This is a genomic window from Serratia silvae, assembly GCF_023282985.1.
Lineage (GTDB): Bacteria > Pseudomonadota > Gammaproteobacteria > Enterobacterales > Enterobacteriaceae > Chania > Chania silvae.
On record NZ_JAGQDC010000008.1, the window covers coordinates 65,247 to 89,494 of the forward strand.

Annotated in this window: 21 protein-coding genes; 1 reads left to right on the forward strand and 20 read right to left on the reverse strand. The window is 56.0% G+C overall.

What is annotated here, in order from left to right; translation table 11 throughout:
• Nucleotides 1–6: 6 nt before the first annotated feature.
• The 14 genes from KAJ71_RS11795 to yqgG all read right to left on the reverse strand — a co-directional run bounded on the left by KAJ71_RS11795 (nucleotide 7) and on the right by yqgG (nucleotide 13,068).
• Nucleotides 7–1,269 carry an MFS transporter gene (locus KAJ71_RS11795; protein ID WP_248945908.1) on the reverse strand — a complete coding sequence of 421 codons (1,263 nt, stop codon included), beginning with the start codon at nucleotides 1,267–1,269 and terminating at the stop codon, nucleotides 7–9.
• Nucleotides 1,270–1,293: 24 nt separating this feature from the next.
• The gene (locus tag KAJ71_RS11800; RefSeq protein WP_248945909.1) at nucleotides 1,294–2,505 is read right to left on the reverse strand and encodes an NAD(P)/FAD-dependent oxidoreductase; all 1,212 of its coding nucleotides are present in this window, start codon (nucleotides 2,503–2,505) and stop codon (nucleotides 1,294–1,296) included.
• Nucleotides 2,502–3,443: a VOC family protein gene (locus KAJ71_RS11805; RefSeq protein ID WP_248945910.1), complete on the reverse strand. Its 942-nt coding sequence runs from the start codon at nucleotides 3,441–3,443 to the stop codon at nucleotides 2,502–2,504. The genes KAJ71_RS11800 and KAJ71_RS11805 overlap by 4 nt, the downstream gene beginning before the upstream one ends.
• Nucleotides 3,444–3,581: 138 nt before the next feature.
• A complete protein-coding gene (locus tag KAJ71_RS11810; RefSeq protein ID WP_248945911.1) occupies nucleotides 3,582–4,376 on the reverse strand; it encodes an IclR family transcriptional regulator in 795 nt (264 codons plus the stop codon).
• Nucleotides 4,377–4,412: 36 nt separating this feature from the next.
• Entirely contained in the window at nucleotides 4,413–5,168 is a 756-nt protein-coding gene (locus tag KAJ71_RS11815; protein WP_248945912.1) for an SDR family oxidoreductase, read from the reverse strand.
• Nucleotides 5,165–6,208 (reverse strand): Rieske 2Fe-2S domain-containing protein, encoded by a 1,044-nt coding sequence (locus tag KAJ71_RS11820; RefSeq protein ID WP_248945913.1) that lies wholly within the window; start codon nucleotides 6,206–6,208, stop codon nucleotides 5,165–5,167. Before KAJ71_RS11820 ends, KAJ71_RS11815 begins: the two co-directional genes overlap by 4 nt.
• A gap of 20 nt (nucleotides 6,209–6,228) precedes the next feature.
• Nucleotides 6,229–6,537 carry a recombinase-like helix-turn-helix domain-containing protein gene (locus KAJ71_RS11825; protein ID WP_248945914.1) on the reverse strand — a complete coding sequence of 103 codons (309 nt, stop codon included), beginning with the start codon at nucleotides 6,535–6,537 and terminating at the stop codon, nucleotides 6,229–6,231.
• A 2-nt stretch (nucleotides 6,538–6,539) separates the two neighbouring features.
• A complete protein-coding gene (locus KAJ71_RS11830; RefSeq protein WP_248945915.1) occupies nucleotides 6,540–6,857 on the reverse strand; it encodes a Rieske (2Fe-2S) protein in 318 nt (105 codons plus the stop codon).
• A gap of 246 nt (nucleotides 6,858–7,103) precedes the next feature.
• On the reverse strand, nucleotides 7,104–7,976 hold the full coding sequence (gene rluF / locus KAJ71_RS11835; protein WP_065684511.1) for a 23S rRNA pseudouridine(2604) synthase RluF: 873 nt from the start codon (nucleotides 7,974–7,976) through the stop codon (nucleotides 7,104–7,106).
• Between the two features lie 147 nt (nucleotides 7,977–8,123).
• Nucleotides 8,124–9,044, reverse strand: coding sequence for an agmatinase (gene speB, locus KAJ71_RS11840; RefSeq protein ID WP_024484368.1), 921 nt, complete (start codon nucleotides 9,042–9,044; stop codon nucleotides 8,124–8,126).
• 194 nt (nucleotides 9,045–9,238) lie between these two features.
• Nucleotides 9,239–9,961 (reverse strand): peptide-methionine (S)-S-oxide reductase MsrA, encoded by a 723-nt coding sequence (msrA, locus tag KAJ71_RS11845; protein ID WP_248945916.1) that lies wholly within the window; start codon nucleotides 9,959–9,961, stop codon nucleotides 9,239–9,241.
• A 20-nt stretch (nucleotides 9,962–9,981) separates the two neighbouring features.
• On the reverse strand, nucleotides 9,982–10,434 hold the full coding sequence (gene msrB, locus KAJ71_RS11850; RefSeq protein ID WP_248945917.1) for a peptide-methionine (R)-S-oxide reductase MsrB: 453 nt from the start codon (nucleotides 10,432–10,434) through the stop codon (nucleotides 9,982–9,984).
• A gap of 276 nt (nucleotides 10,435–10,710) precedes the next feature.
• Nucleotides 10,711–12,687, reverse strand: coding sequence for a biosynthetic arginine decarboxylase (gene speA / locus KAJ71_RS11855; protein WP_248945918.1), 1,977 nt, complete (start codon nucleotides 12,685–12,687; stop codon nucleotides 10,711–10,713).
• 237 nt (nucleotides 12,688–12,924) lie between these two features.
• A complete protein-coding gene (yqgG, locus tag KAJ71_RS23710; RefSeq protein WP_446033330.1) occupies nucleotides 12,925–13,068 on the reverse strand; it encodes a small protein YqgG in 144 nt (47 codons plus the stop codon).
• A 510-nt stretch (nucleotides 13,069–13,578) separates the two neighbouring features.
• Between yqgG and metK the strand changes: the two genes are divergently transcribed.
• Nucleotides 13,579–14,733 carry a methionine adenosyltransferase gene (metK, locus tag KAJ71_RS11860; protein ID WP_248945919.1) on the forward strand — a complete coding sequence of 385 codons (1,155 nt, stop codon included), beginning with the start codon at nucleotides 13,579–13,581 and terminating at the stop codon, nucleotides 14,731–14,733.
• A 255-nt stretch (nucleotides 14,734–14,988) separates the two neighbouring features.
• Here the strand turns inward: metK and KAJ71_RS11865 are convergent, their stop codons facing one another.
• From KAJ71_RS11865 to mrcB, 6 genes are all read right to left on the reverse strand, one after another.
• A complete protein-coding gene (locus KAJ71_RS11865; protein ID WP_024484362.1) occupies nucleotides 14,989–15,141 on the reverse strand; it encodes a Hok/Gef family protein in 153 nt (50 codons plus the stop codon).
• Between the two features lie 305 nt (nucleotides 15,142–15,446).
• Nucleotides 15,447–17,435, reverse strand: coding sequence for a Fe(3+)-hydroxamate ABC transporter permease FhuB (gene fhuB / locus KAJ71_RS11870; protein ID WP_248945920.1), 1,989 nt, complete (start codon nucleotides 17,433–17,435; stop codon nucleotides 15,447–15,449).
• Nucleotides 17,432–18,337 carry a Fe(3+)-hydroxamate ABC transporter substrate-binding protein FhuD gene (gene fhuD / locus KAJ71_RS11875; RefSeq protein WP_248945921.1) on the reverse strand — a complete coding sequence of 302 codons (906 nt, stop codon included), beginning with the start codon at nucleotides 18,335–18,337 and terminating at the stop codon, nucleotides 17,432–17,434. Before fhuD ends, fhuB begins: the two co-directional genes overlap by 4 nt.
• Nucleotides 18,337–19,134: a Fe3+-hydroxamate ABC transporter ATP-binding protein FhuC gene (gene fhuC, locus KAJ71_RS11880; RefSeq protein ID WP_248945922.1), complete on the reverse strand. Its 798-nt coding sequence runs from the start codon at nucleotides 19,132–19,134 to the stop codon at nucleotides 18,337–18,339. The genes fhuD and fhuC overlap by 1 nt, the downstream gene beginning before the upstream one ends.
• Nucleotides 19,135–19,181: 47 nt before the next feature.
• On the reverse strand, nucleotides 19,182–21,383 hold the full coding sequence (fhuA, locus tag KAJ71_RS11885) for a ferrichrome porin FhuA (RefSeq protein ID WP_248945923.1): 2,202 nt from the start codon (nucleotides 21,381–21,383) through the stop codon (nucleotides 19,182–19,184).
• Nucleotides 21,384–21,638: 255 nt separating this feature from the next.
• Nucleotides 21,639–24,140 (reverse strand): bifunctional glycosyl transferase/transpeptidase, encoded by a 2,502-nt coding sequence (gene mrcB, locus KAJ71_RS11890; protein ID WP_248945924.1) that lies wholly within the window; start codon nucleotides 24,138–24,140, stop codon nucleotides 21,639–21,641.
• Nucleotides 24,141–24,248 lie beyond the last annotated feature (108 nt).

The following is a 24,248-nucleotide window of genomic DNA, read 5'->3' on the forward strand; positions in this document are numbered from 1 at the left end:
GTTGCATCAATACTTATTCAGTAACGGCAGCAGAATGGCGCAGCCGGCAAAGGCCATCACCACCAGGAACAGCAAACCGTTATCCATATTGCCGGTGGCGGCGATCAGCGCCCCCATCAGCACCGGTGCCAATGCGCCGGCAAAATTACCCAATCCGTTAAATACCCCGCCAGCGGTAGCGCTCACCCGGCTGCTGGTTGCCTTGGCCAACAGCGCGAAGATGTTTGGCGCACCGGCTCCCCACATAAAGGTGCTGAAGGACATGGCGGCGATCACGCTGTAGGTACCTTGCATATGCAGAACGACACCCAAACCGATCCCGGCACCGCATAGCGAGATGAAACAGGCCAATGCGCGGCGATCCATCTTGTCCGATAACCAGGCCCCCACCACTTCACCCAGCAGCATGGCAATAAACGGCAGTGACGACAGGTATCCGGCGTGCTCCAGATGAATGCCTTTGCCTTCGATCAGATAGCTCGGTAGCCAGCCGTTCATGCCCCACAGGTAGGTGAGAAACGCGATGTTAAACAGGCAAATCATCCAGAAATGTGGAGTGCTGAACAGTTCACGGCGCAGTTGTTTACGTTCGGCAACGGCCGGTTTACTGGTGTTGCTGGCAGCCGGGCGCGCCACGTTAAGGTGACGCATACCAAACAGCACCAGCAACATCACCGGCACGGTCAGAAACGCCATAAAGAAGAAGGTGGTTTCCCAGTTAAAGCGGCTGAGAATGAACAGCGTGACCGGGAAGCCCAGCGCCGCCCCAATCGGGGTCCCCAGCAGCCACAGCATGGTGGCACGCGCCTGGAGACGTTGCGGAAAAGCCTGGCGTACGATGGCATAAGCCATTGGCAACAACGGCCCTTCGGCGATGCCCAGCAGGATACGCAGCGTCATCATGGTGTGATAAGAGCGCGTCATCCCCATCAGCACCATCAGCACGCCCCAGGTCACCATCATGCCAATCAGCACTTTGACCGGATTGAGCCGATCGCCAATGCCGCTCAACAGCATCGAAGAAAAGCCGTAAGAGAATAAAAAGGCGCTCATCAGCAGCCCGAGCCGGGTGGGATCAAAGCCTATGCCCATCGCCTGCTGAAACTCGTGGTCAGAAAACAGCGCGGCAATGCTGATCTTGTCGAAAAACGCCAGTAACACGCAGGCAAACAGGGCTGCTGGCACCGACCAACGCACGCTGGTTGGCGAATTTTCGGCAACAGCATCCCCCACCCGACCGCTGCGGGCGTCGATATCTTGCGTAGTCATAAAACGCTCCCTTTGAGTCGGGCGTTATTTCAACGCCATCAGAGAAAATTCCACATCCGCCAGTTGCTGCGGATCCAGTACCCGGCCACTGGCCAGCCAGCGTTTACCCAACTTGATGGTACGCGCGTCGTTAAACGCGACCAGTTGCACCAATTGCCGATCGGCATTCAGGGTGAAAAACAGTTGTGACTGCGGTGTGCGGCGCACTATCTGGTGAACGCCGCCGGTAGGGACGCCCAGGATTTGAATATTGGCGTCGTATTGATCCGACCACAGCCAGGCCACATCATCGTAAGGTGCGGCAAACGCATCCAACATGGCGCAAGCGGTGCTGATCGCCTGATTCTGTGCGTAGGCCCAGGATTGCAGACACAGGCCGAGGGTGGGATGGCACGCAACATCGCCGGCGGCAAAAATGGCCGGGTGGCTGGTACGCCCTTGCCCATCTACGACGATCCCGCCTTCAAGGCGCAGCCCGGCTGTGCGTGCCAGTTCCAGATTCAGTTCAACGCCAATGCCGACAACCACCAGGTCGAAGGGCTGCGCGGTACTGCTGGCGCTGCCAATCCAGGCTTCACCATCGCGATCTTCAAGCGTGATCTCGCCGCAGTCACAATGTACGGTAACGCCTTGCTGTTGATGCAGTTCCAGCAAAGCCTGGGAAACGCTAGCCCCTACGCTACGCATACACAGCGCGGGTTGACGCTCAAACACCGTTACGTCAACGCCCAGCTTGCGGGCCGAGGCGGCAATCTCCAACCCGATCCAGCCACCACCCACAATCGCCAGCTTTTGGCATTGCAGTAAGCCTTGGCGCAGGCGTGCCGCATCATCCCAGGAACGCAGGGTCATCACTCGCGGGTGCTTGGCCCAACTGGCATCCGGCAGGCGTGGTCGGCCACCGGTGGCGATCAGCAGTTGATCGAACTGCAACTGGCTGCCGTCGCTGAGCGTGACGATTTGCTGCTGCCCGTCGATGGCTTCGGCACGAAGTGGGCGGTACCAGTCGATATTCATCCCGGCGACCACCTCTTCACTGAACAGGCGGCTGAGCGGCGCACTACCATCCAACAGCGCTGCCTTGGAGAGCGGTGGGCGTTCGTAAAAATCATAAGGCTCGTCACTGATCACCGACAGCCTGCCGCTATAACCGCGATCACGCAGCGTTTTCGCCGCCCAACCACCGGCCTGACCACCGCCGATAATGACAATGCCTGCACGGGTTGCTTGGCTCATACCGCCCCCGGCTTCTTATGTTGGCGGCGGGTATCGTGATCGATACCGCCTTCGACCGCCCATTCGGTAAACGACACCAGCGAATGCTCCAGTTCACGCGGCTGCCAGTTTTCCGTCAGGTAGTCATCATTGGTGTAATACTCAAAGGCACCGCCGGTCGGGCTGTTGACGTACCAAAAATAGGCCGAGGAGATCGGGTGGCGGCCTGGGCCAATAAAGGTGCTCCACTGCTCTTTATTCATCGCGATGCCGCCGCCGATCACTTCATGGATATCGCGTACGGTGAAAGCAACGTGGTTTAGGCCCCGTGGGCGGTTAGGCAGTTTCAGCAGGAACAGGTTGTGATGACCACCGCGTGCCTGGGTTCTCAAGAAGACGGCGCGATCGATATAGCGGTCGGACACCTGGAAACCGAGCAGATCGCAGTAGAAGCGTTCGGTAGCAGCCAAATCCTCAACGAAGAACACCACGTGGCCGATATTAACCGGTTCGGCTTTAGCATAAACCGGGCTAGGCTGGTCGATACGGCGTACATCGCCCCATTGGTTGATCGGTGAAACCGGCAGCTCTACCACCCGCTGCGCGGTGACGGTAAAACGCAGCGTCATGCCGTTGGGATCGCGACATTCCAGTTCTTCGCCAACGTGGCGGAAGCCAGGCATCTGCACCAACAGGGGTTGCAACGCAGCCAGCGCGGCCGGGCTTTCAACCGCCCAGGTCATGCGGCGCAGGGTAGAACCGGCTTCAAACGCGGCCGGTAAGACCTCGCTGTCTTGCGGATACAGCACCACGCTAGCCCCGCTCAACGTGGTAAATTCACGGCGCGGTTCGCCCCAATGTTGTAGCGTCGGTTGCAGACCGAAGTCCTGCATAAACTTTTCGCACGTTGGCAGATCTTCGACGCCAAATTCCAGCTTTTCGATTCCGGTTATGCTCATTATTGTGCCTCACGTTCTCGCTGAATGCGTTTTTCAGGCATGATCGACCCCGGCCCATGAAGCTCATGAGTCTTATCCCTGCCTGAGTGATTGGTAATAGGCGAATAGCTTCGCCCAGACAACAAAGCGTTCGGCCGGTTAGCCGACGTTAGCCTGCGGTGGCGCGCCCAGCAGGCCGGAAATTTTCACTGCGGCGTCTCGGACTTCCATGCGCAACCGCTCGCGATCCGCCTTTGGGATCTCATCGGACGGCACCATAATGCTGACCACCGCTTCCACCCGCTGTTCGCGGTTAAAGATCGGATAGACGATTGAGGAAATGCCGTGGCGGAAGAAAGATTCGCCAATCACATAGCCACGGGCCTTATCCTGTTGCACCATCTGCCACAGCGCTTCGCGATTGGCCGGAGTCCCCGGGGCCGCATCGGGCAAGGCTTCATGCGGAAACAGGCGTTCAAACTCTTCCCGGCTGGAACTGGTCAGCAGCATACGGCCGAGAGAGGTGCGGTGCGCCGGTAAACGGGTGCCCACGCTGACCTGGTTGATCTGCGAACCAGCAGCGCTGACGCGGGCAATGTAGATCACATCATGCCCATCGCGGATCGCCAGATGGCTGCTGCATTGGCTGTGATCGCGCAGTTGCTCGATCACCGGTTGGCCAGCCTGGGCAACATCCAGCGAGGCGATATACTCAAAGCCCAGACGCAGCACTTTGATCCCCAGCGCAAAGGTGTTGGTGCGCGGGTTGCGCTCCAAAAAGCCCAAGTGCTCCAACGTTTGCACCACACGATAGGCGGTTGCCTTTGGCATATCGACCAGGCGATGTAATTCTGCAAAGGTCATTTCCTTATGCTGCTCGCCGAAGGCCAGCAACAGTTGTAACCCGCGATCCAGCCCCGGGATCAGATATTTACACGCTTGATCGTCTGCCATGTGCTGCTCCTAAATGTTTGCCTGTCCGTCAGGCGGTCAGTTAAACACGAAACCACCGTTGACCGGTATCAGTTGGCCGGTGACAAAATCCGCCAGCGGCGACAGCAGATAAAGCACGCTACCGGTTACATCGTCCGGATGCTGTGCACCTGCCAGTGCCCGGCCTTGCTCGTAAAGCTGATGCCGTTCGGCAGGGACGTATTCGGTCGCTTCAACGCGCGTCAGGCCCGGTGCGATGGCGTTGACGCAGATGCCCTGCGGCCCCAGCTCACGCGCCATGGAACGGGTCATCGAGATGATCGCCCCTTTGCTCGCGACATAGGCCATTAGCCTTGGCGCGCCCCACAATGCGGTATCCGAAGCAACATTGACGATTTTGGCATGCGGCGTTTGTGCCAATAATGGCACCGCCGCCTGGCTCACCAACCAGGTCCCCCGTACGTTGACCTGCATGACCTTGTCCCACAGCTCAATGTCGTATTCCATCATGGTTTTGCCACCGATACCGGTAGCCATCGCGGCGTTGTTCACTAGCCCGTCGATCACTCCGCCCTGGGCTATCGCACTGAACGCCGCGGTGATGGATTGCGGTGAAGCCAGATCGATAACCTGAGCTTCAACCTGTGCCCCCTGCTCACGCAGGCTGGCGGCGCTGTCCTGCAACTCCTTCGCCAGGATGTCGCACATCACCACGCTGGCCCCGGCCTGAGCCACCGCAGCGGCAAAGCTGCGCCCCAGCCCACGCGCCGCACCGGTGACTACGATACGCTTTCCTGCCAGCAAGCCGTTCACTGTGCAGCCTCCAGCTCGCTAAGCGTTGCCAGCTGCTTTTGTGCCTCTTTCTGCATCATACGGCGCAGGCGGGAGAGACCCACGTCATGCTGATAAAGGTATTCACGACCGCGCGCGTTCGGTGCCATGTTTTCCAGCACGATGCGATCTTGCTCCAGTACGTCCCAATGCAGTTCTTCCAGACGATTGCGGTACATAAAGCGCCACGCATCACGCTGCCAGTCTTTCACTTTGCGGATACGCCAGAAGAATACCCGGCAGTGATCTTTATCTTCCGGTACCACCATGCCGATGATCCAGAAGTGGCCGCCTGGCCCAAAACGCTTTTTGTAAGGGATCGACAGGCGCATCCAATAGGCACCGCTGCTGCCAAATTCTACCCAGTCGAAGTTCACACCAATCTGGCCGTTCTTCTTAAAGATAAAACCGCTGTCGGTGGGTTCCAGCGCCATATCGGCCTTGCGATCTCCTTCCGCCATCGAATGCGATGAGGAGTGCAGGTAGGTGCCATGCATCGGGTCCATCACGTTTTCCAATGCGTATTGATAGTTGCAGTCCCAGCTGGCGGTACACAGGAAGTTGCTGTAGTTGGCCTCATCCGCCAGTTCCTGCGGGAAGGTCAGTTCGGCAGGCTGTTCGTCGGCAGTGACGCCGAAATACAGGAACACCGCACCGTAAGCCTCTTTTGCCTGGTAGGACTTCAGGCATTTCTGCCCAACCAGCGGGCAACGGTCTACCGCTGGCACATCTTTAACCTCACCATCACCGCCGACTTCAACGCCGTGATACCAGCAGGCAATACGATCGCCGAGGTTCCAGCCCATCGACAGGCGAGCACCGCGGTGCGGGCAACGATCTTCCAGCGCGTGGATCGCCCCTTGTTTATCGCGCCATACCACAATCTGTTGTTCAAGACGGGTAATGCCCACCGGGTTATTACCCACTTCCCAACTGGCCAATACCGGGTACCACATACCGCGCAGGCCCTGATCCAGATAGTCTTGTACCGTCTGCGCGGAGGATGTTGTGTTTGCTGTCATTGTCCTTCTCCCTGTGCTGCTCAGAAACCGTTGACATGTAGGAATTCGCGGAACGTGGCTTCATTCCAAGGCTGACCACTGCGATCGAACAGGCGACGTTGATTAAGCGCGCTGACGATCTGCTCCAGCTCCTCCGCCCCTTGCTCAAAGATCTCTTCCAGCGCAGCCACCAGCGCGGTTTCAAACCCATCCGGCACGCGCGCCCGGTTTTGCCAGATCACATTCTGAAACTGGCCGGGTTGATGGATTTGGCCGTTGCCGCCCTCACGTGCCGGGATCACCTGTTGGGTATCCGGCAGCCAAGGGTTGAAATCGGTAATGTGCTGCATGCTTATTCCTCCGCGATAAAGGTGATTTGGATTTGATTATCGATCACCCGGGTAGGGTAGGTTTGCAGATCACGGCCACCGGGTTCGCGCAGGCATTGGCCGCTACGCACATCGAACACCGCTTCGTGCAGTGGACACTCCACTTTTCCGTCATCAACAAACCCTTGGCTGAGCAAGGCATAGGCATGCGGGCAAACGTCTTCCAGCGCGTAATATTGACCGTCGATCAAATAGACGCCGACTTCTTTTCCCTCAACGCTGGCGGAGAAAGGAAAATCTTCTTTCACTTGAGACACTTCGCACACGTTCTTCCAGCTCATTGCTTCTGTCCTCTATCTGATTGTTTCATATATGAAACTCAGTTTCTTATTTAATACAGTCACTATAGGTATGGCGAATCTTTCGTCAAGGCAGCAAAGAGAAGAATGTTAATGATTGGTTATTTTAAAGTTACAACTGCGGAGTGGATCACGAAAAAATGCACCGGGGGTGAAAACAAAGTAAAACGGCCCCAGTCATCAAGACTGAGGCCGTTTAATCAGCAGTAATTGGCAGAAAGCGCCGACTTATCGCCCTTTCTTTTTGCGCCCTGGCTGAGCAAAGCGCTTACGCGCTGGTGCGTGGCTGCCCGCTTTGTCCGCGGTTTTCTGCCCGCCGCTCGCCGGTTTTTTCACCGCAGGCTTGGGCTTGGCCGCTTTCTTCGCGGGTTTGGCCTCAGAGGAGGAATCTTCAATCAGCTTAAACAGCTCAACCAATTCGTCGTCCGTCAAATCGCGCCATTCTCCTAACGGCAGCCCAGACAGGCCCACGTTCATGATGCGGGTACGCTCCAGCTTGGTCACCTCATAACCAAAATGTTCACACATGCGGCGGATCTGGCGGTTAAGCCCCTGCACCAGCACGATACGGAACACAAAGGGGGCTTCCTTCTTCACCTTGCATTTTTTGGTCACCGTGCCCAGCATTGGCACCCCGGCCCCCAAACCACGGATAAAGTCATCGGTCACCGGTTTGTTGACCGTGACCAGGTATTCCTTTTCGTGATCGTTACCGGCACGCAGGATCTTGTTCACCAGATCGCCGTGGTTGGTAAGGAAGATCAGCCCCTGCGAGTCTTTATCCAACCGCCCTATCGGGAAGACACGGGTGCTGTGGTTGACGAAATCGACAATATTGTCTTTCTCACCGTCTTCGGTGGTGCTGACAATCCCCACCGGCTTGTTCAGCGCAATAAAAATCAGGTTGTCTTCGTTGCGGGGTTCAATAAGCTGCCCGTTAACCTTGACCACGTCGCCAGCGAATACCCGATCGCCGAGCGCCACGCGCTTACCGTTGATAAAAACATTGCCCTGTTCGATGTAACGATCGGCATCGCGACGCGAGCAGATGCCGCTCTCGCTAATATATTTGTTGAGGCGTATAGATGGTTTAGTCAGCACGGTTCCTCCGTAAACGCGAAATACACTTTATCTTCACGGCAATATTTTCATGATGGGTTGACGGGTAAGGGCCGCTGCCAAGTGGGCGCAGCATGCAGCGCCCCTACGGTCGACTATGTACGACCCCTACCCATTCAGCAAACTGATTTAGCCCTGCTTTTTGGCAGCTTGTAGATACAACATTTCCAGACCCAAGGTCGCCGCAGCCAATGCGGTGATCTCTGACTGGTCGTAAGCCGGAGCTACTTCTACCACATCCATGCCGACAATGTTCAGCGACTGCATACCACGCACCAGTTTCAGAGCGCGATCGGAGGTCAGGCCGCCGATCACCGGGGTGCCGGTGCCAGGTGCGAAAGCCGGATCCAGGCAGTCGATATCGAAGGTCAGATAAACCGGCATATCGCCAACGATCTGTTTGATCTGCGCCAGCAGATCGTCCACGCCACGATCGTTAACCTGCGCAGCATCCAGTACGGTGAAGCCGTTGTCACGATCGAACTCGGTACGGATACCGATCTGTACCGAGTGATTTGGATCGATCAGGCCTTCGTTCGGTGCATGGAAGAACATGGTGCCGTGGTCAAACTTGCTACCGTTAGCGTAGGTATCGGTATGGGCATCGAAATGCACCAGCGCCATTTTGCCAAAATGCTTGGCATGCGCGCGCAGCAACGGCAGCGTCACGAAGTGGTCACCACCGAAAGAGAGCATGCGTTTGCCAGCTGCCAGCAGTTTTTCTGCGTGCGCCTGCAGCTTGTCGCTCATATCCTGGGCATCACCAAAGTTGAATACCACGTCACCACAATCGACCACGTTCAGACGATCGCGCAGATCAAAGTTCCACGGCCAGCGCGCCCCTTCCCATGCCAGATTGGTAGAAACCTGGCGGATCGCCGCAGGGCCATGACGTCCACCGGCACGGCCGGAGGTAGCCATATCAAAAGGAACACCGGTGATCACCCACTCTGCATCGCTATCGTAAGGCATAAAGTTCAGCGGAAAGCGCAGGAAACCAAAGGCGTTGGACACTAAGGAATTATCGGGCTGATGGCCTAAGGTACTCATATTTACCCTCATTTTTCAACGGTTCGCCCGTAGCCGGACGCTTGGGCGGTAGCAAAAAAAAATCCCTCCCGCGTCGTTAGCCCGACGAGAAAGGGATTTATTCGATGTCTGTTTCAATGGGTAGATTATCGCCGTATTTGGTTCACTCTTCAAGGTGCCCGTTATTACCAAGTATAGGGGAGACCAGTCAGCGATCAGTGTACCAATACTGGCTCCGCACGATATTGCGTTGGAAACAGCTGCTGTAGCTGTTTTACCTTCGGCAAATCATTCACCACGATATAGGGCTGATCCGGGTTAAGGGTGAGATAGTTTTGGTGGTAAGCCTCGGCAGGATAAAAGTGGCCATTGTCCTCAATTCGGGTCACCAGCGGTTTAGCAAAACGTTTACTGGCATTCAGCTGTGCAATATAAGCCTCGGCAACCTGCTGTTGTGACGCCGACAGTGGGAAAACGGCTGAGCGATATTGCGTGCCGCTGTCTGGCCCTTGGCGATCGAGTTCGGTTGGGTTGTGTGCTACCGAAAAATAGATTTGCAGCAGTTGACCATAGGAAATCTGCTGTGGATCAAAGGTGACCTGCACCGACTCCGCATGGCCGGTATCACCTCCACTGACGGCCTCATAATTAGCCGTTTGTGCCGCACCACCGGTATATCCCGATACGGCATTGGCCACACCCTTGACATGCTGGAATACCCCTTGCACGCCCCAGAAACAACCGCCGGCAAAGATCGCGGTTTCCGTGCGTGATGTCGTTGGCGCTTCGTCTTTTACCGGTGCAGGGATCGCCACAGCCACCTCGGCATCACCCAGTGGCCAGGCAATGCTTTGCCAGCAGAATACGCTAGCAGCCAATACCGCGCCCCATAGGCCGTATTTACCCAGCGATGGCATCACTTTGTCTACGTTTCTCATCTCATTCCTCACTATTCTGGTTAGGCCGAGCGTGGTGTAAAGAGCATGGCAGTACCATTCATGCAGTAGCGCAAACCGGTGGGTTGCGGGCCATCGTCAAACACGTGCCCCAAATGCCCGCCGCAGCGGCTGCAATGCACCTCTTCGCGGACCATGCCCAGCGTTCGATCCTTACGCGTCGCCACCGCCTGTTCGAGGGGTTGCCAGAAACTGGGCCAGCCGGTATGGCTGTCAAACTTGGTGTGGGAAGAAAACAGCGCCTGCTGGCAACCCGCACAGGCAAACTGACCATCGCGGTGCTCATCGTTAAGCGGACTGCTGTAAGGCGGTTCCGTCCCCTCCTCCCGCAAAACCGCATATTGGCTGGCTGAAAGCCGTTGCCGCCATTGCTCTGCGGTATAATTGACAGCAAACGACTCCGCCATCGCCGAACGAGAGAAAATTGCAGGCAGCAGGCCCACGGCGTAGGCCATAGAGAGTGCCCCTCCGCCCAGAATAAAATACCGTCTGTTGATCATCATCGTTACCTCAGGTGCTATTCACCGACAATGACAAACTACAGAGAAAGTCGTGACCAAATCCTCACGGAGAGTTCACAAATTTGTGATAACTGAGGAGCACTGCATGAGTACGTTGAAATTTAAAGTGGAATTTTTAATTTGGCGGGGTACGGGCTAAGAGAGGTAAATGAAAGAGCGCAGCCCCTGCCGCGCCCCTTGATAGGAAGTATGTCAGCTTATCGGAATAGCTTACTCATCTTCTAAATAAGTGTAGCCATACAGACCGGCCTCGAACTCTTCGACAAATTGCGCCTGCAACTCGCCATCCAGATCGGTTTCTTTCACCTGATCGCGGAATTTAGCCAGCAGTGCAATCGGATCGAGCTGCACGTATTCCAACATATCGGCTACGCTATCGCCTTCATCAGACAGCTCGGTTTCTACGCTGCCGTCAGGGAACACAAACACATCCACCGAAGCCGTATCGCCAAACAGGTTGTGCATATTACCCAGGATTTCCTGATAGGCACCGACCATGAAGAACCCAAGCAGAGGTGGGTTTTCCGGATCGTACGGCGGCATCGGCATGGTGGTGGCTACGCCGTCACCATCAATATAGTGATCGATAGTGCCATCGGAGTCACAGGTGATATCCAGCAATACCGCACGGCCTTCCGGCGGCTTGTCCAAACCTTCCAACGGCAAGACCGGGAACAGCTGGTCGATACCCCAGGCATCCGGCATCGACTGGAACAGTGAGAAGTTGACGTAGAACTTGTCCGCCATCCGCTCCTGCAATTCATCAATGATTGGCCGGTGCGCACGATTGCTCGGATCGAGCTGCTGCTGGATCTTGTTGCAGATGTTCAGATACAGCTGCTCGGCATAGGCTCGCTTGGTCAAATCCAACATGCCATGGGCATACTGGGTATGCACATCGTGCAGATCCATCTGGCTATCGTGCAACCATTCACGCAGCGAACGACGGTTTTCCGGCTCGTTCATTTCCTGCCAGGTTTCCCACATGCTTTCCAGCGCGCGCGGCGCATCTTCGACCGGAGGAACCGGCTCACAGAATTCGTTGCGCTCAACGCCAATAACATTGGAAACCAGCACCGTATGATGGGCGGTTACGGCACGGCCAGACTCGGTGATCACCGTTGGATGCGGCAGGCCATGCTCATTACAGGCATCACCGATCCCCCAAATCACGTTGTTGGCATATTCATTCAGGCCGTAGTTCACCGAACAGTCGGACTGCGAACGGGTGCCTTCATAATCCACACCCAGGCCGCCACCCACGTCGAAACATTGAATGTTTACGCCCAGCTTATGCAGCTCTACGTAGAAACGCGCAGACTCACGTACGCCGGTAGCGATATCGCGAATATTGGCCAACTGAGAACCCAGGTGGAAATGCAGCAATTGCAGGCTATCCAGGCGGCCCGCTTCACGCAGGGTCTCCACCAGCTTTAATACCTGAATGGCTGCCAGACCGAACTTGGATTTTTCGCCACCGCTCGACTGCCATTTACCTGCCCCTTGTGAGGCCAGGCGGGCACGCACACCCAGGCGCGGGATCACATTCAGGCGTTCAGCTTCTTCCAGCACCATCTGGATTTCCGACATCTTCTCGATCACCAGGTACACTTTGTGCCCCAGCTTTTCACCGATCAGCGCCAGACGAACATATTCACGGTCTTTGTAGCCGTTGCAAACGATCACCGAGCGGGTCATACCGGCATGGGCCAGTACCGCCATCAGTTCCGCCTTGGAACCGGCTTCCAGTCCCAATGGTTCACCGGAGTTGACCAGTGATTCTATTACGCGACGGTGCTGGTTAACCTTGATCGGGTAAACCAGAAAGTAGCCACCTTCGTAGCCGAAGGATTCACGCGCACGTTTGAACGCGGCGTTAATGGAACGCAGACGATGCTGCAAGATCTGCGGGAAGCAGAACAAGGCAGGCAGGCGCTGGCCATCTTTTTGGCGCTCTTTCACCAACTCGGCGAGATCGACGCGCGCATGCGGGACGTCTGGGTCCGGGCACACGCTGATGTGGCCCAGCTCATTGACGTCAAAGTAATTGTTGCCCCAGTAGGCGACGTTATAAGTGCGCAGCATCTTGCTGGCATTACGATCATTCATGGCAACCTCCTGCATGGAGCGTAAAGATAAATTTTCACCCGCTACTGACGGGCGTTGGATCTGCATATCATCAGACATTACTCGCCTCACCTTGCAAACTGACGATATAGTCAGCCACTATCGCAGCAACAACCCGCGAGAACAACCCGGAAACACCCCATTTTAGCAGTGAATTCACCTGCCGTTCGTGGTCAGCGATCGGTTTATACCCAATAGATTTTTTGTAAGACACCCTGTTCAAACCTCGTGAATCGGGTCAAAAAACATCCCACAGGAAGGCTGCAGGCTACCCTTGTTCAGTGCTTCAGACAGCCGTTAACCGGCCCGAGCATCCTGAGTAGCGCCCAGATGTGTGTAACATCGGGTAGATGGTGTAGAGACAAGACGGGAAATAGCACAAGAATGCGCGCCAGAACGGCACTGCTGTTGAGAACCAACAACCAGTAGACAACGGATCATTAATCCAACCACCTCCACGCATGCCGCTCGCGATGAACGACAAAGCCTCTATATAGTATAAGAACGTGAACGTTCAATGAAGCGGTGGTCCCCTCATGGGGTACCTACGGCTGGTCATGGTGCGGCGTTGCTTTTACAGAGGGTGACAATTTCCTGCAATACGCTGTGCACCAAATGAACCGCGCGCGCAGTTTATACCGGACCCCTAGGCAAAATGCAAAATGAAAATTCGCCAGAAACTGTTTCAAGCGATGAAAATGGCGACAAGCGGTTTGCACAAAAGCGCGTTAGGGGAAAAAATTGCTGGCAATCCGGCTAAAGGCTGACCTAAAATAGACGTCCAGATGTTAATCCATCTATACCGATTAACTGATAAACTGCTTAACGGCTTTGCCTGAGGGGCGTTGCAGGATGCATCTCGCCATCAGCGGAAGACCCTTCGCTTTGATGCCCGGATCTCCAGCGCTGTGCAGTAATTTCCAACCCGTCTTTTGCAAGGTAAAGAACACCATGGCTAAACACCTCTTCACGTCCGAATCTGTTTCCGAAGGACATCCGGATAAAATTGCCGATCAGATCTCGGATGCCGTTCTTGATGCCATTCTGGAACAGGATCCAAAAGCCCGCGTAGCCTGCGAAACCTACGTGAAAACCGGCATGGTTCTGGTTGGCGGCGAGATCACCACCAGCGCCTGGGTCGATATCGAAGAGATCACCCGCAAAACCGTGCGCGAGATTGGCTATATTCATTCTGATATGGGCTTTGATGCCAACTCCTGTGCCGTATTGAGCGCCATTGGTAAACAGTCACCGGATATCAACCAGGGTGTTGACCGTAGCGATCCGCTGGAGCAAGGTGCTGGCGATCAGGGCTTGATGTTTGGCTATGCCTCTAATGAAACCGACGTGTTGATGCCTGCGCCAATCACTTATGCCCACCGTCTGGTTCAACGCCAGGCCGAAGTGCGTAAAAATGGCACCCTACCTTGGCTGCGCCCAGACGCCAAAAGCCAGGTCACGTTCCAGTATGACGATGGCAAAATCGTCGGCATCGATGCCGTGGTGCTGTCCACCCAGCACTCCGATGATATCGCGCTGAAAGAGCTGCAAGAAGCGGTGATGGAAGAGATCATCAAGCCGGTACTGCCAGCCGAGTGGCTGACCGCAGGCACCAAATACCACATCAACCCAACCGGCCGTTTTGTTATCGGTGGCCCAATGGGCGATTGTGGCCTGACTGGCCGTAAAATCATTGTCGATACTTACGGCGGCATGGCTCGTCACGGTGGCGGCGCGTTCTCCGGCAAGGATCCTTCCAAGGTTGACCGCTCTGCAGCCTACGCTGCACGCTACGTGGCAAAAAACATCGTAGCCGCAGGCTTGGCAGATCGTTGTGAGATCCAGGTGTCCTACGCTATTGGCGTTGCGGAACCCACCTCCATCATGGTGGAAACCTTCGGCACCGAAAAGATCTCGACCGAGCAGTTGACCCTGTTGGTGCGTGAGTTCTTCGATCTGCGCCCATACGGCCTGATCCAGATGATGGATCTGCTGCAACCGATCTACCGTGAAACCGCCGCTTACGGCCACTTTGGCCGCGAACACTTCCCATGGGAAGCGACCGACAAGGCAGCCCAACTGCGTGAAGCGGCTGGTTTGAAGTAAGCCTGAGCGTTAGACGTAACAACGGCGAGCCTGAGGCTCGCCGTTTTCGTTTGTAGATGGGTGCTCATAGATCTCTATACCATACCCTATGGATTTCAAGTTGCAGCTAGGCACCAAGCTATCTCATCCCCAGGAGCTTACGTTTTTGTAAGTGACTGGGGTGAGATAGTGCAGGTAACAACGCTGCGACTTGAAAGACGACGGGTATACGCTTACAACCAACGGGCGGGAGCTAGCCCCCGCCGTTGGGTTGCCTTACCGTTCGGATTCGTAGGCCAAAATGGCCGCAACCTCCGTGTTGCCCGATCGAATACGCAGCTCACAAAGTTTGCTGCGCGTTATCCATACCAACAAGATCACCGTGGTACAGATAACGACCAGTTTTACGATATCTCCTCTGTTTGGCATCATGCCTCCTTATCCTTGCCTCGCGGCGAGTAAGAAGCTAACCTAACGTTGTCGAGCGTTAGAGTTGGCCTCGGGTTGATATTATCGACTCGGGGCTTTTCTCTTTGTACCTTTCGCTCAGGCTCCAGATACAAAGATCCAGAGCACCCATCCGCAGTATATTCATCTCACCAGCCCGACTGGCGGCCGTTTTACCCCTAACTTTCAACTTTGCGCAGTGCCACGCAATGCTTTGCAACTGCCTGAAAAACCAAGGGCCCAGCAATGCTGAGCCCTTGGTGACAATAGTGGTGACCCGAGATAGTCTACGAAGTTTGCTTACGCAGCAGATAGACAAAGTACGGCGCACCAATAAAGGTCGCCAGCAGCCCTGCGGGGATTTGGTAAGGGAACATCACCATCCGGCCACACCAGTCTGCAAACACCATCAGCAGGCCGCCTAGCAGCGCAGCAATCACCATCTGCGGCAGCGCCCGGCGGAATCCCAACATGCGGGCCATATGCGGTGCCATCAGGCCAATAAAGCTCAGCGGCCCGACGGTTAGCGTCGCCATCGCCGTCAGCGTTGCCGCCAGCAGTAAAATGCTCAGCCGGGTCGGCGTCAGGGCAATCCCTACGGAACGTGCTGTAGCGCCGCCCAACGGCAGAATGGTCAGCCAACGTCTACACAGCGGGGCCAACACGATCAACACGCCAGCAATCGCCGCCGTACGTATTGCCTGCGGAGCATCCACCGAGTAGGTAGAGCCTGAGAGCCACACCAACAGCCCCCCCATACGAGGATCGCCACTGGCCAACAGCAGGAAAATGGTGGTGGTAAAGGCGGTGCTGAGGGCGATCCCCGCCAGCAGCATGCGTTCAGTAGAGAATCCGCCGCGCCCAGCCGCAATCATGATGATCAACAGCGTAGCCGCCGCCCCCAGACTCCCGGCGGGCAACAGCCAGATAAAAGCATCGCCGGGGACGATAAACAGCATCACCACCACGCCAAAAGCCGCGCCGGAACTGATCCCCAGCACTTCCGGGCTGGACATCGGGTTACCGGTCAGTTTCTGGATTAACGTTCCGGCGACTGCCAACATCATCCCGGCCGCCAGGGCAGAAAGCACTCGTGGCCAGCGCCAAGGCATCAGCGCCTGTAATTCACTGCCTACGCTCCAGTGCCAGCCGTGGGGGTTTTGCCCAAACATCAGCGCCACCGCAATCCCGGCCAATAGTAAAACGCTCCCCAGCAGGATCCATATCGGCAAGTTGCCACGTTCGACAGGCACTCTGTCACCAAGATCCATCGGCGGCGGGGTTGCGCTGCTGCGTAAGCGTGGCAGTAGCCAAAGCAACAACGGCGCACCAATCAGTGCCGTCGCCGCGCCGGTCGGGATTTCGCGCCATACCAGCGTCAGCCAGATCATCACCTGATCGGTCAACCACAGCAGCAATGCCCCCAATAGCGGAGCCAACATCATGCGATGCGCCAGACGGCGAGCTCCCAGCATCTTGGCCATCAACGGAGCAAATAGGCCGATAAAACCGATCACGCCGACCGCATTGACCAACATGGCGCTGAACACGATCGCCACCGCCAAGGCGGCAAAGCGCGACATTGCCAGGCCCAGGCCCAGATTACGCGCCACCCCGTCATCCAGCCCTAACAGCGTTAATGGGCGGATCAATAACGCGGCCAGCACGGCAACCAGCAGCAAGCGTGGCAGGATAAACTGCACCGTCCCCCAATCCTGCTGATTTAGCGCACCGGTACTCCACAGGAACAGGCCTTGCAGCTGATCGTAATTGAACAACGCCAGCAGGCTATTGACCGCACCGCAGTACAGCCCAAGAACCAGACCGGCCAGAATCAACGTCACGGGCGACATCCGTTTGCCCCAGGCAACACCGAACACCAGCCCACCAACCACAATGGCACCGACCATCGCCGCCAGTTGTCGGGTCAATTCGCCCCCTGGCAGCATCCACAGCGTGGCAATCGTCAAGCCTAGCTGAGCACCGGCAGCCACGCCGAGCGTGGCGGGTTCCGCCAAAGGATTGCGTAATACCTGCTGGAACAGGACGCCGACCAATCCCAGTCCGGCCCCCACCAGCAAGGAAACCGACAGGCGTGGCAACAGGCTGTAGTGGAACAGCATCTGATCGACATTGTCGATGTCTGGTTGTACCAACGCCTGTGACCACTGGCCCCACGGCAGTTGATGCAGCAGGTTGAATAGCGTCAGGCCACTCGCCGTTGCCAGCATTAGCATAATCAGCGCTATCGGCAAGATACGCAGGCGTGCACTCATGAGCGAGCCTCCTGTGCCTGCTCCAGCAAACGGCAAAAACGCATGGCTGACAGCGTGGCACCATAGAACCACACCGCTGGCACCTGCCGCAGTTGGCCCTGGCGGATAAACGGCAAGGCCTGCCACAGCGGCGTCTTGCTGACCTTATCCATCATCGCCTGATTACCATGATCGAGATAAATCGCTCGCGCATTTTTTATCACAGCCAGACGTTCAATCCCTACCACCGAGGTGCCCCAGAAGTTGGTTTCACCCTGCCAGGCATTCTCGATGCCTAGCTGATCCATCACTTCCTGAAACAGACTCTTCTGGCCGATCACCAACACATGCCGAGGATCAAGCAAAGAAAACAGCAGTAGCGGCTGTTGCCGATACCCCGCCAGGCGGTTACGCGCCTCCAGCATGAAAGCATCAAACTGTTGCAGATGCTGAGTAGCCCGCGCTTCCAGACCTATCCGCTGTGCCAATTGCAGCAACGAGTTTTTGCCCACGGTGAGCGGTTTACCGCTGCCGTCGTTAAAGCCAAACTCCATGGTCGGGCCGATAGGTTGCAGTTTTTGTGGCGAGGGGCCATAGCCTTTGGAAAGCAGGATCAGAGAAGGCTTGAGCTGTTGCAACAGCTCCAGATTAGGTTCTGTACGTTGACCGACGTCGATCACCGAGTCCGGCAATCGAGGATCTTGTACCCACAGGTTATAGTTGTGGATATCGGCAACCGCCTGCGGCATCACGCCCAGTGCAATCAGTAGCTCGACCGGTAGCCACTCCAACGCCGCGATACGGGTGATATCGGGCGAACCTGCCGCACGAGTCGGTAAAGAGAACAGCAGTGGCGATAATGCCATCGCCGTTAATAAACGCCGGCGCAGCGGGTCATGATGAAAATCGGCAGAGGTAGGCATCAATAAACGAAGCTCACTGGTGCACCGCCACTTGGATGCGGCAATATGCCCATCGGGATGCCGTAGATCTGTTCCAGCACCGGCCCTTGCATCAGCTCAAGCGATGCCCCCTGGGCAATCATTTCGCCGCCGCGCAACGCCACCAGATGGTCGCAATAACGAGCCGCCATGTTGATATCGTGCAGCACCGCGATCACCGTCAAGCCGCGCTCGTGGCTCAGGCGTTGAATTAACGCCAGCACTTCAACCTGATGGGCAATGTCCAGCGCCGAGGTCGGTTCATCCAACAGCAGGCAACGGCTATCCTGTGCGACCATCATCGCCAGCCAGGCACGTTGACGTTCACCACCGGAGAGGCTGTCTACCAGGCGGTTGGCAAAGGGTTTCAGCCCCACCAACCCGATCGCCTCTTCTACCAGCTCGCGATCGCCAGCCTTGAAACGGCCTAACGCGCCGTGCCACGGGTAGCGGCCGATGGCGACCAGTTCGCGCACCGTCATCCCTTCCGCTGCGGGCAATTGCTGCGGCAGATAGGCGACTTGGCGAGCAAAGGCTTTGCTACCCCATTGGCCCAGCGGTTGCCCGTTAAGCAGCGCCTGGCCGGAGGTAGGATTTTGGTGACGACCGAGGATTTTCAGCAGCGTAGATTTGCCGGAGCCATTATGACCAATCAATCCACACACTTTGCCTTGAGGAAAGGCCAATGACAGGGGCTGTAACAGCACCCGCCCTGGCACGGCAAAGCTCACGCGGTCGAGCTGGAACGTAGCATCGCGATTAAGGTGTTTATCCTGCATAGGCCCTGCTTGGCGGGGAGCGACCAAAGGCCGCTCCCGTTAGCCGATTAGAAACTGAAGGTTGCCGTGGCGACCACTTGACGTTCTGCACCCCAGAAGCAGCCATAGGTGGCGAAACAGCTAGAGACATACTCTTTATCAAACAGGTTGTTAACGTTAAGCGCTACGGAAGAACCTGGCAGGTTGAAGCGTGCCAAATCATATTTGATCACGGTATTCCACACGGTGTAGTCCGGCACTTTGAAGGTGTTGGCTTCATCACCATAGGTTGAGCCGGTATAACGCACACCCGCGCCCAGCGTCAGGCCACTCAATGCGGTTTCGTGGAAGGTGTAATCTCCCCACAACGAGGCCATATGCTTAGGAATGATCGCTGGCGTATTGCCTTGGTTGGTGGTGTCTTCGGTGTATTCAGCATCGGTATAGGTATAGGACGCCAGCAGGTTGACGTTAGCCGTCAGCGCCGCCTTGCCTTCCAACTCTACACCGCGAGAACGAATCTCTCCAGTTTGCTGCTGGAACCAACCTTTATCGGCATGCTCAACATCCGTGACCAGGTTATTTGACTTGGTCAGTTGGTAGATGGCAATAGTGGCAGAGACAGGGCGATCTTTTGGCATGTATTTCACGCCAGCTTCATACTGTTCGCCTTTGGAAGGAACGAAGGCTTTGCCGTCATAACCTGAGCCCACGTTCGGCTCGAAGGATTGTGCGTAGCTGACATACGGCGAGATGCCGTTGTCGAACAGATAGTTCAGACCGATGCGATTGGTAGATTGGTGGTCTTTCTGCTCGCTGTAGGGGATCGTAGCCATGTCGGTGCGATCCTCAACGGTGCTCTTAGCCCAGTCATAGCGCGTACCGGCAGTCAGGATCCATTGGTTCCACTCGGCCTGCTCCTGCAAATAAATGCCCACCTGCCGTTGGCCATTGACCTTACTGGTTGGGTTTAACGTCCCCTTGGTATAATTACCAAACTGCGGGTTTGCCAGATCCAGTGGACTGGCCACGCCCCAGCCGCCCTGAATATCGTTACTCATGCGCATAAAATCTACGCCAGCCAGCAACGTATGATCCACGCGGCCAGTAGCAAACTTGGCCTGGCCCTGGGTATCGACGCTGAAGTTATTCAGGCGCTCATCCGAAGCGATATAGTTACGGTTCAGAGTCGTGTTGTCGGCGTTTACGCCAGTGCCATAGATATTGTTCTGGTTGGTATGCAGCTGCATATAACGCAGGTTCTGGCGTACGGCCCAGGTATCATCGAAATCATGAGAGAAGCTGTAACCAAACATGCGCGTCTGGCGCGAATAGAAGTTACTCTTTTCGCCTTCGTTGAAGTTGGTTGGCAGCTTGCCATAAGGCGCGTTTTGCACCGTTCCCTGCATCGGCAACCAACCGTAGTAGCCAAGGTTAGGATCGTTTTGCAGGTAAGAATACAGCGTCAGGTTGGTATGCTCATCGGGCTGCCAACTGAATGAAGGCGCTATGGTATAGCGTTTTTCCTTGGCCATCTCCTGCTGAGCATCTGCGTCTTTTGCCAACCCGGTCAGGCGGAAGGAATACTTGCCGTCATCATCCAGCGCATTACTGAAATCAAATCCAGTCTGGAACAAATTATCTGTGCCCATTTTGAATTGGACTTCGTTAAGCGGTTCCGTGGTTGGGCGCTTGCTGATCAGCGAGACAATCCCACCCGGGCTACTTTTACCGTAAAGCACGGAAGAAGGCCCGCGCAGCACTTCGGCCCGCTCCAGGAAATAAGGATCTATCACCGCTTCGTTAAAATAGTCGCCTTGCAGCTTCAAACCATCCAGATAGATATTCTGGTTGACCGAGCCAAAACCACGAATATAAACCGCATCGTAGACGTTGGAGCTACCGCGGCTGCCCACCATCACACCCGGAGTGAAGCCTAGCGCTTCTTTCACCGAGGAAGGCTGCATAACGTCCATTTGTTCACGCGTGATCACAGACACCGATTGCGGAGTCTTCACCAGCGGCGTATCCGTTTTGGTGCCGGTCGCGCTGCGTTTCGCCACGATGGTGCCAACTGGGCCCCAGGCGCTTTCCTGTGAAGCACCACCGCTGCCGCCCCCTACCACCGTAATAGTATCGGCATCCGCGGCAGCTGTAGTCTGAGCCGCAACCGCAGGCAAGGTTAGCGTAGCCGCGATTGTGGCAGCCAAAACGCTTACGGGGAACAAGCCTGATTTGGCCGGTGATGAGGAATGACGCTTGGTCGGCATAGCTGTTTCTCTGGTGTAGTTTGATAACGAATGTGAACGAGAATAATTATTATAAGCGCGGCATTTTATGCAGAAGGCGAACAGGACTGCAAGCGTATTTCAGCCGTAAAAAGGCTATGGGATTGGCGTAGAAACCAGGTTAACTGAGTGGAAATAAAATAAACGGTAAAGAGAAGGAAGCCCGTAACAGAACGCTACGGGCTTGATAACACAGTAAAATCAAATGATAAATATGCTTAACATAACGGCAGGGATTTATTTGCCAAACATATCTTTTATCCAGCCAGCAACGCCGTCGGCATCTTTCTGTTCGCCAGCTTGTTGCTGCTGAGTTTGCTGTTGCGCAGCCTGACTCGCCTGGCATAGCCCCTGCGGGTTCTCAGTCCAAACCGGGATGGTGCGCCAACTACCACCACCACAGATAAAGTTTCCGGCGGAATCAATACCCATCTGGCTAATGCCTTCTGGTTGTTGCAGCTTCAGCACCAGCGGCGTCTGGTTTTCCAGATAGCGGCGATACAGCGTCAAGGCACCGTTGGCACCGGTCAGCTTGGCTGGGCCGTTATTGTCGCGCCCTACCCAGGCAATCGCCACTTCCTTGCCATCGATACCGGCAAACCAGCTGTCACGCAGATCGTTAGTGGTACCGGTTTTCGCCGCCAGATTGTAATTGGGGAACTTGACCGACAGCGAACGGGAAGTCCCGCGTGCCACACCCTGCTGCATCGCATACAAGGTCAGGTAAGCCGCCTGTGCCGGCACCATGCGCTCAGCCTGAGGGAAGCTCTGATACAACGCGGTGCCATCTTCGGCCATCACCGAACGCACCGCAGACAGTGGCGCACGGTTGCCCCCGCTGGCGATGGTCTGATATTCCTGCGCCACTTCCATCGGCGTCAGGCCGATAGCCCCCAGCAACATGGAAGGCACCGGATTGATTGCCGTTTTAGGAATACCCAACTTTTGCAGGGTCGCGCTGATCTGATCCAGCCCCACCGACATCCCCAGGTTGACCGTTGGCACGTTGAGCGAGTTGGCCAACGCATCCACCAGCATCACCCGGCCACGGAACTGACGATCGTAGTTGTTCGGCTGCCACGAACTGCCATTAGACAGTTTGATCGACAGCGGCTGATCGGCCAGCCAGGTATTGAGCCGATACTTATCCGGTTCCGACAGCGCGGTCAGATAGGTTGGCGGCTTAGCCAATGATCCCACCAGACGGCGCGCCTGCATCGCACGGTTAAAGCCGGCAAACTGAGGCTCGGCACCGCCCACCATGGCACGAACCTCTCCGGTAAAGCGATCGACAATCACCATCGCCGCTTCCAGATCGTTGAGATGGCGCGCAGCACGCAGCGCCGGGATACCGTCTTCCACCGCCTTCTCGGCCGCATCCTGTGAAACCGGATCCAGCGTAGTGAAGATCTTCACGCCGGAAAGATCGTTAACCTTGTCACCCAGCTTGGCCTGTAACTCCTGACGCACCAGTTGCATAAACGCAGGCTGCGGTGAAATTACCCCGCCTTTTGGTTGTACGCCCAACGGACGAGCGCTGAGCATGTTATACAGCTCAGCGTCGATCACCCCCTGGTTCTGTAACAGCTTGAGCACCAGGTTACGGCGCTCCAGCGCCAACGTTGGGTTACGCCAAGGGTTATACAGCGAGGCCCCCTTCACCATGCCCACCAGCAGCGCCTGCTGATCCAGGCTCAGTTCATCGACCGGTCGACCAAAGTAGTACAGGCTGGCCAATGGGAAGCCACGGATCTGATCGCTGCCGCTCTGGCCGAGATACACCTCGTTCAGATACAGCTCCAGAATACGGTCTTTGCTATAACGGTAATCCACCAACAAGGCCATGTAGGCTTCGTTGACCTTACGCCACAGCGAACGCTCGTTGGTCAGGAACAGGTTTTTTACCAGCTGCTGAGTCAAGGTACTGCCGCCCTGCACCGCACGCCCGGCAGTCAGGTTGGCCACCACCGCACGGCCAATGGAGTAGAAGCTGATGCCATCATGCTCGTAGAAATGACGGTCTTCGGTAGCGATCAGCGTATCGACCAGCAGATCCGGGAAACCAGAGCGCGGCACAAACAGGCGTTGCTCGCCATTCGGCGATTGCAGCATGGTGATCAGGCGTGGATCGAGGCGGAAAAAGCCAAAGTTACGCTGATTTTCCATGTTGACGATTTTCGCCAGGCCATTGTTTTGGAAATCGAGGCGGGCGTGGATCTGGCCTTCTTTGCCATCCGGGAAATCAAACGGGCGGCGCAGCATCTCGATGCTGTTGGCCTGCACGGTAAACTCCCCTGGCCGGGTCATACGGCTGACCTGGCGATATTGCATCCCTTCCAGCAGGGCGACCATTTCCTTTTTGCTGTAAGGCATACCCGGTTCAAGGTTAACCATGCGGCCATACACCGCCGCTGGTAGCTGCCAGACTTTGCCATCGATGCGGCTACGGATCTGGGAGTCCAGGTATACACCATAGATTGCCAGCAACACGGCAATCACCAGCACCAGTTTTATCAACAGGCCGAGCCAACGGCGCTTTTTACGGGGCGACTTCGCTTTTACCTTGGGCGGCATGCGTTGTTCCTCTTCGTCGTCATCGTATTCATCATCGTCATACTCATCCTGATACTCGTCTTCTTCATAATCGTCGTCACGTTGACGACGCGCCGATTTACGCGGCGGATTAAGTTTTGGTTGTTTGTCTTTGCGCCCGATGGGCTCGCGGTCATCCCCAGCCATTGCGGTTCTTCTCCACGCTTGCTGCAATCTATACCCTATGGATTTCAAGCTGCCGCTAGACGACAAGCTATCTCATCCCCAGGAGCTTACTTTTGGGTAAGTGACTGG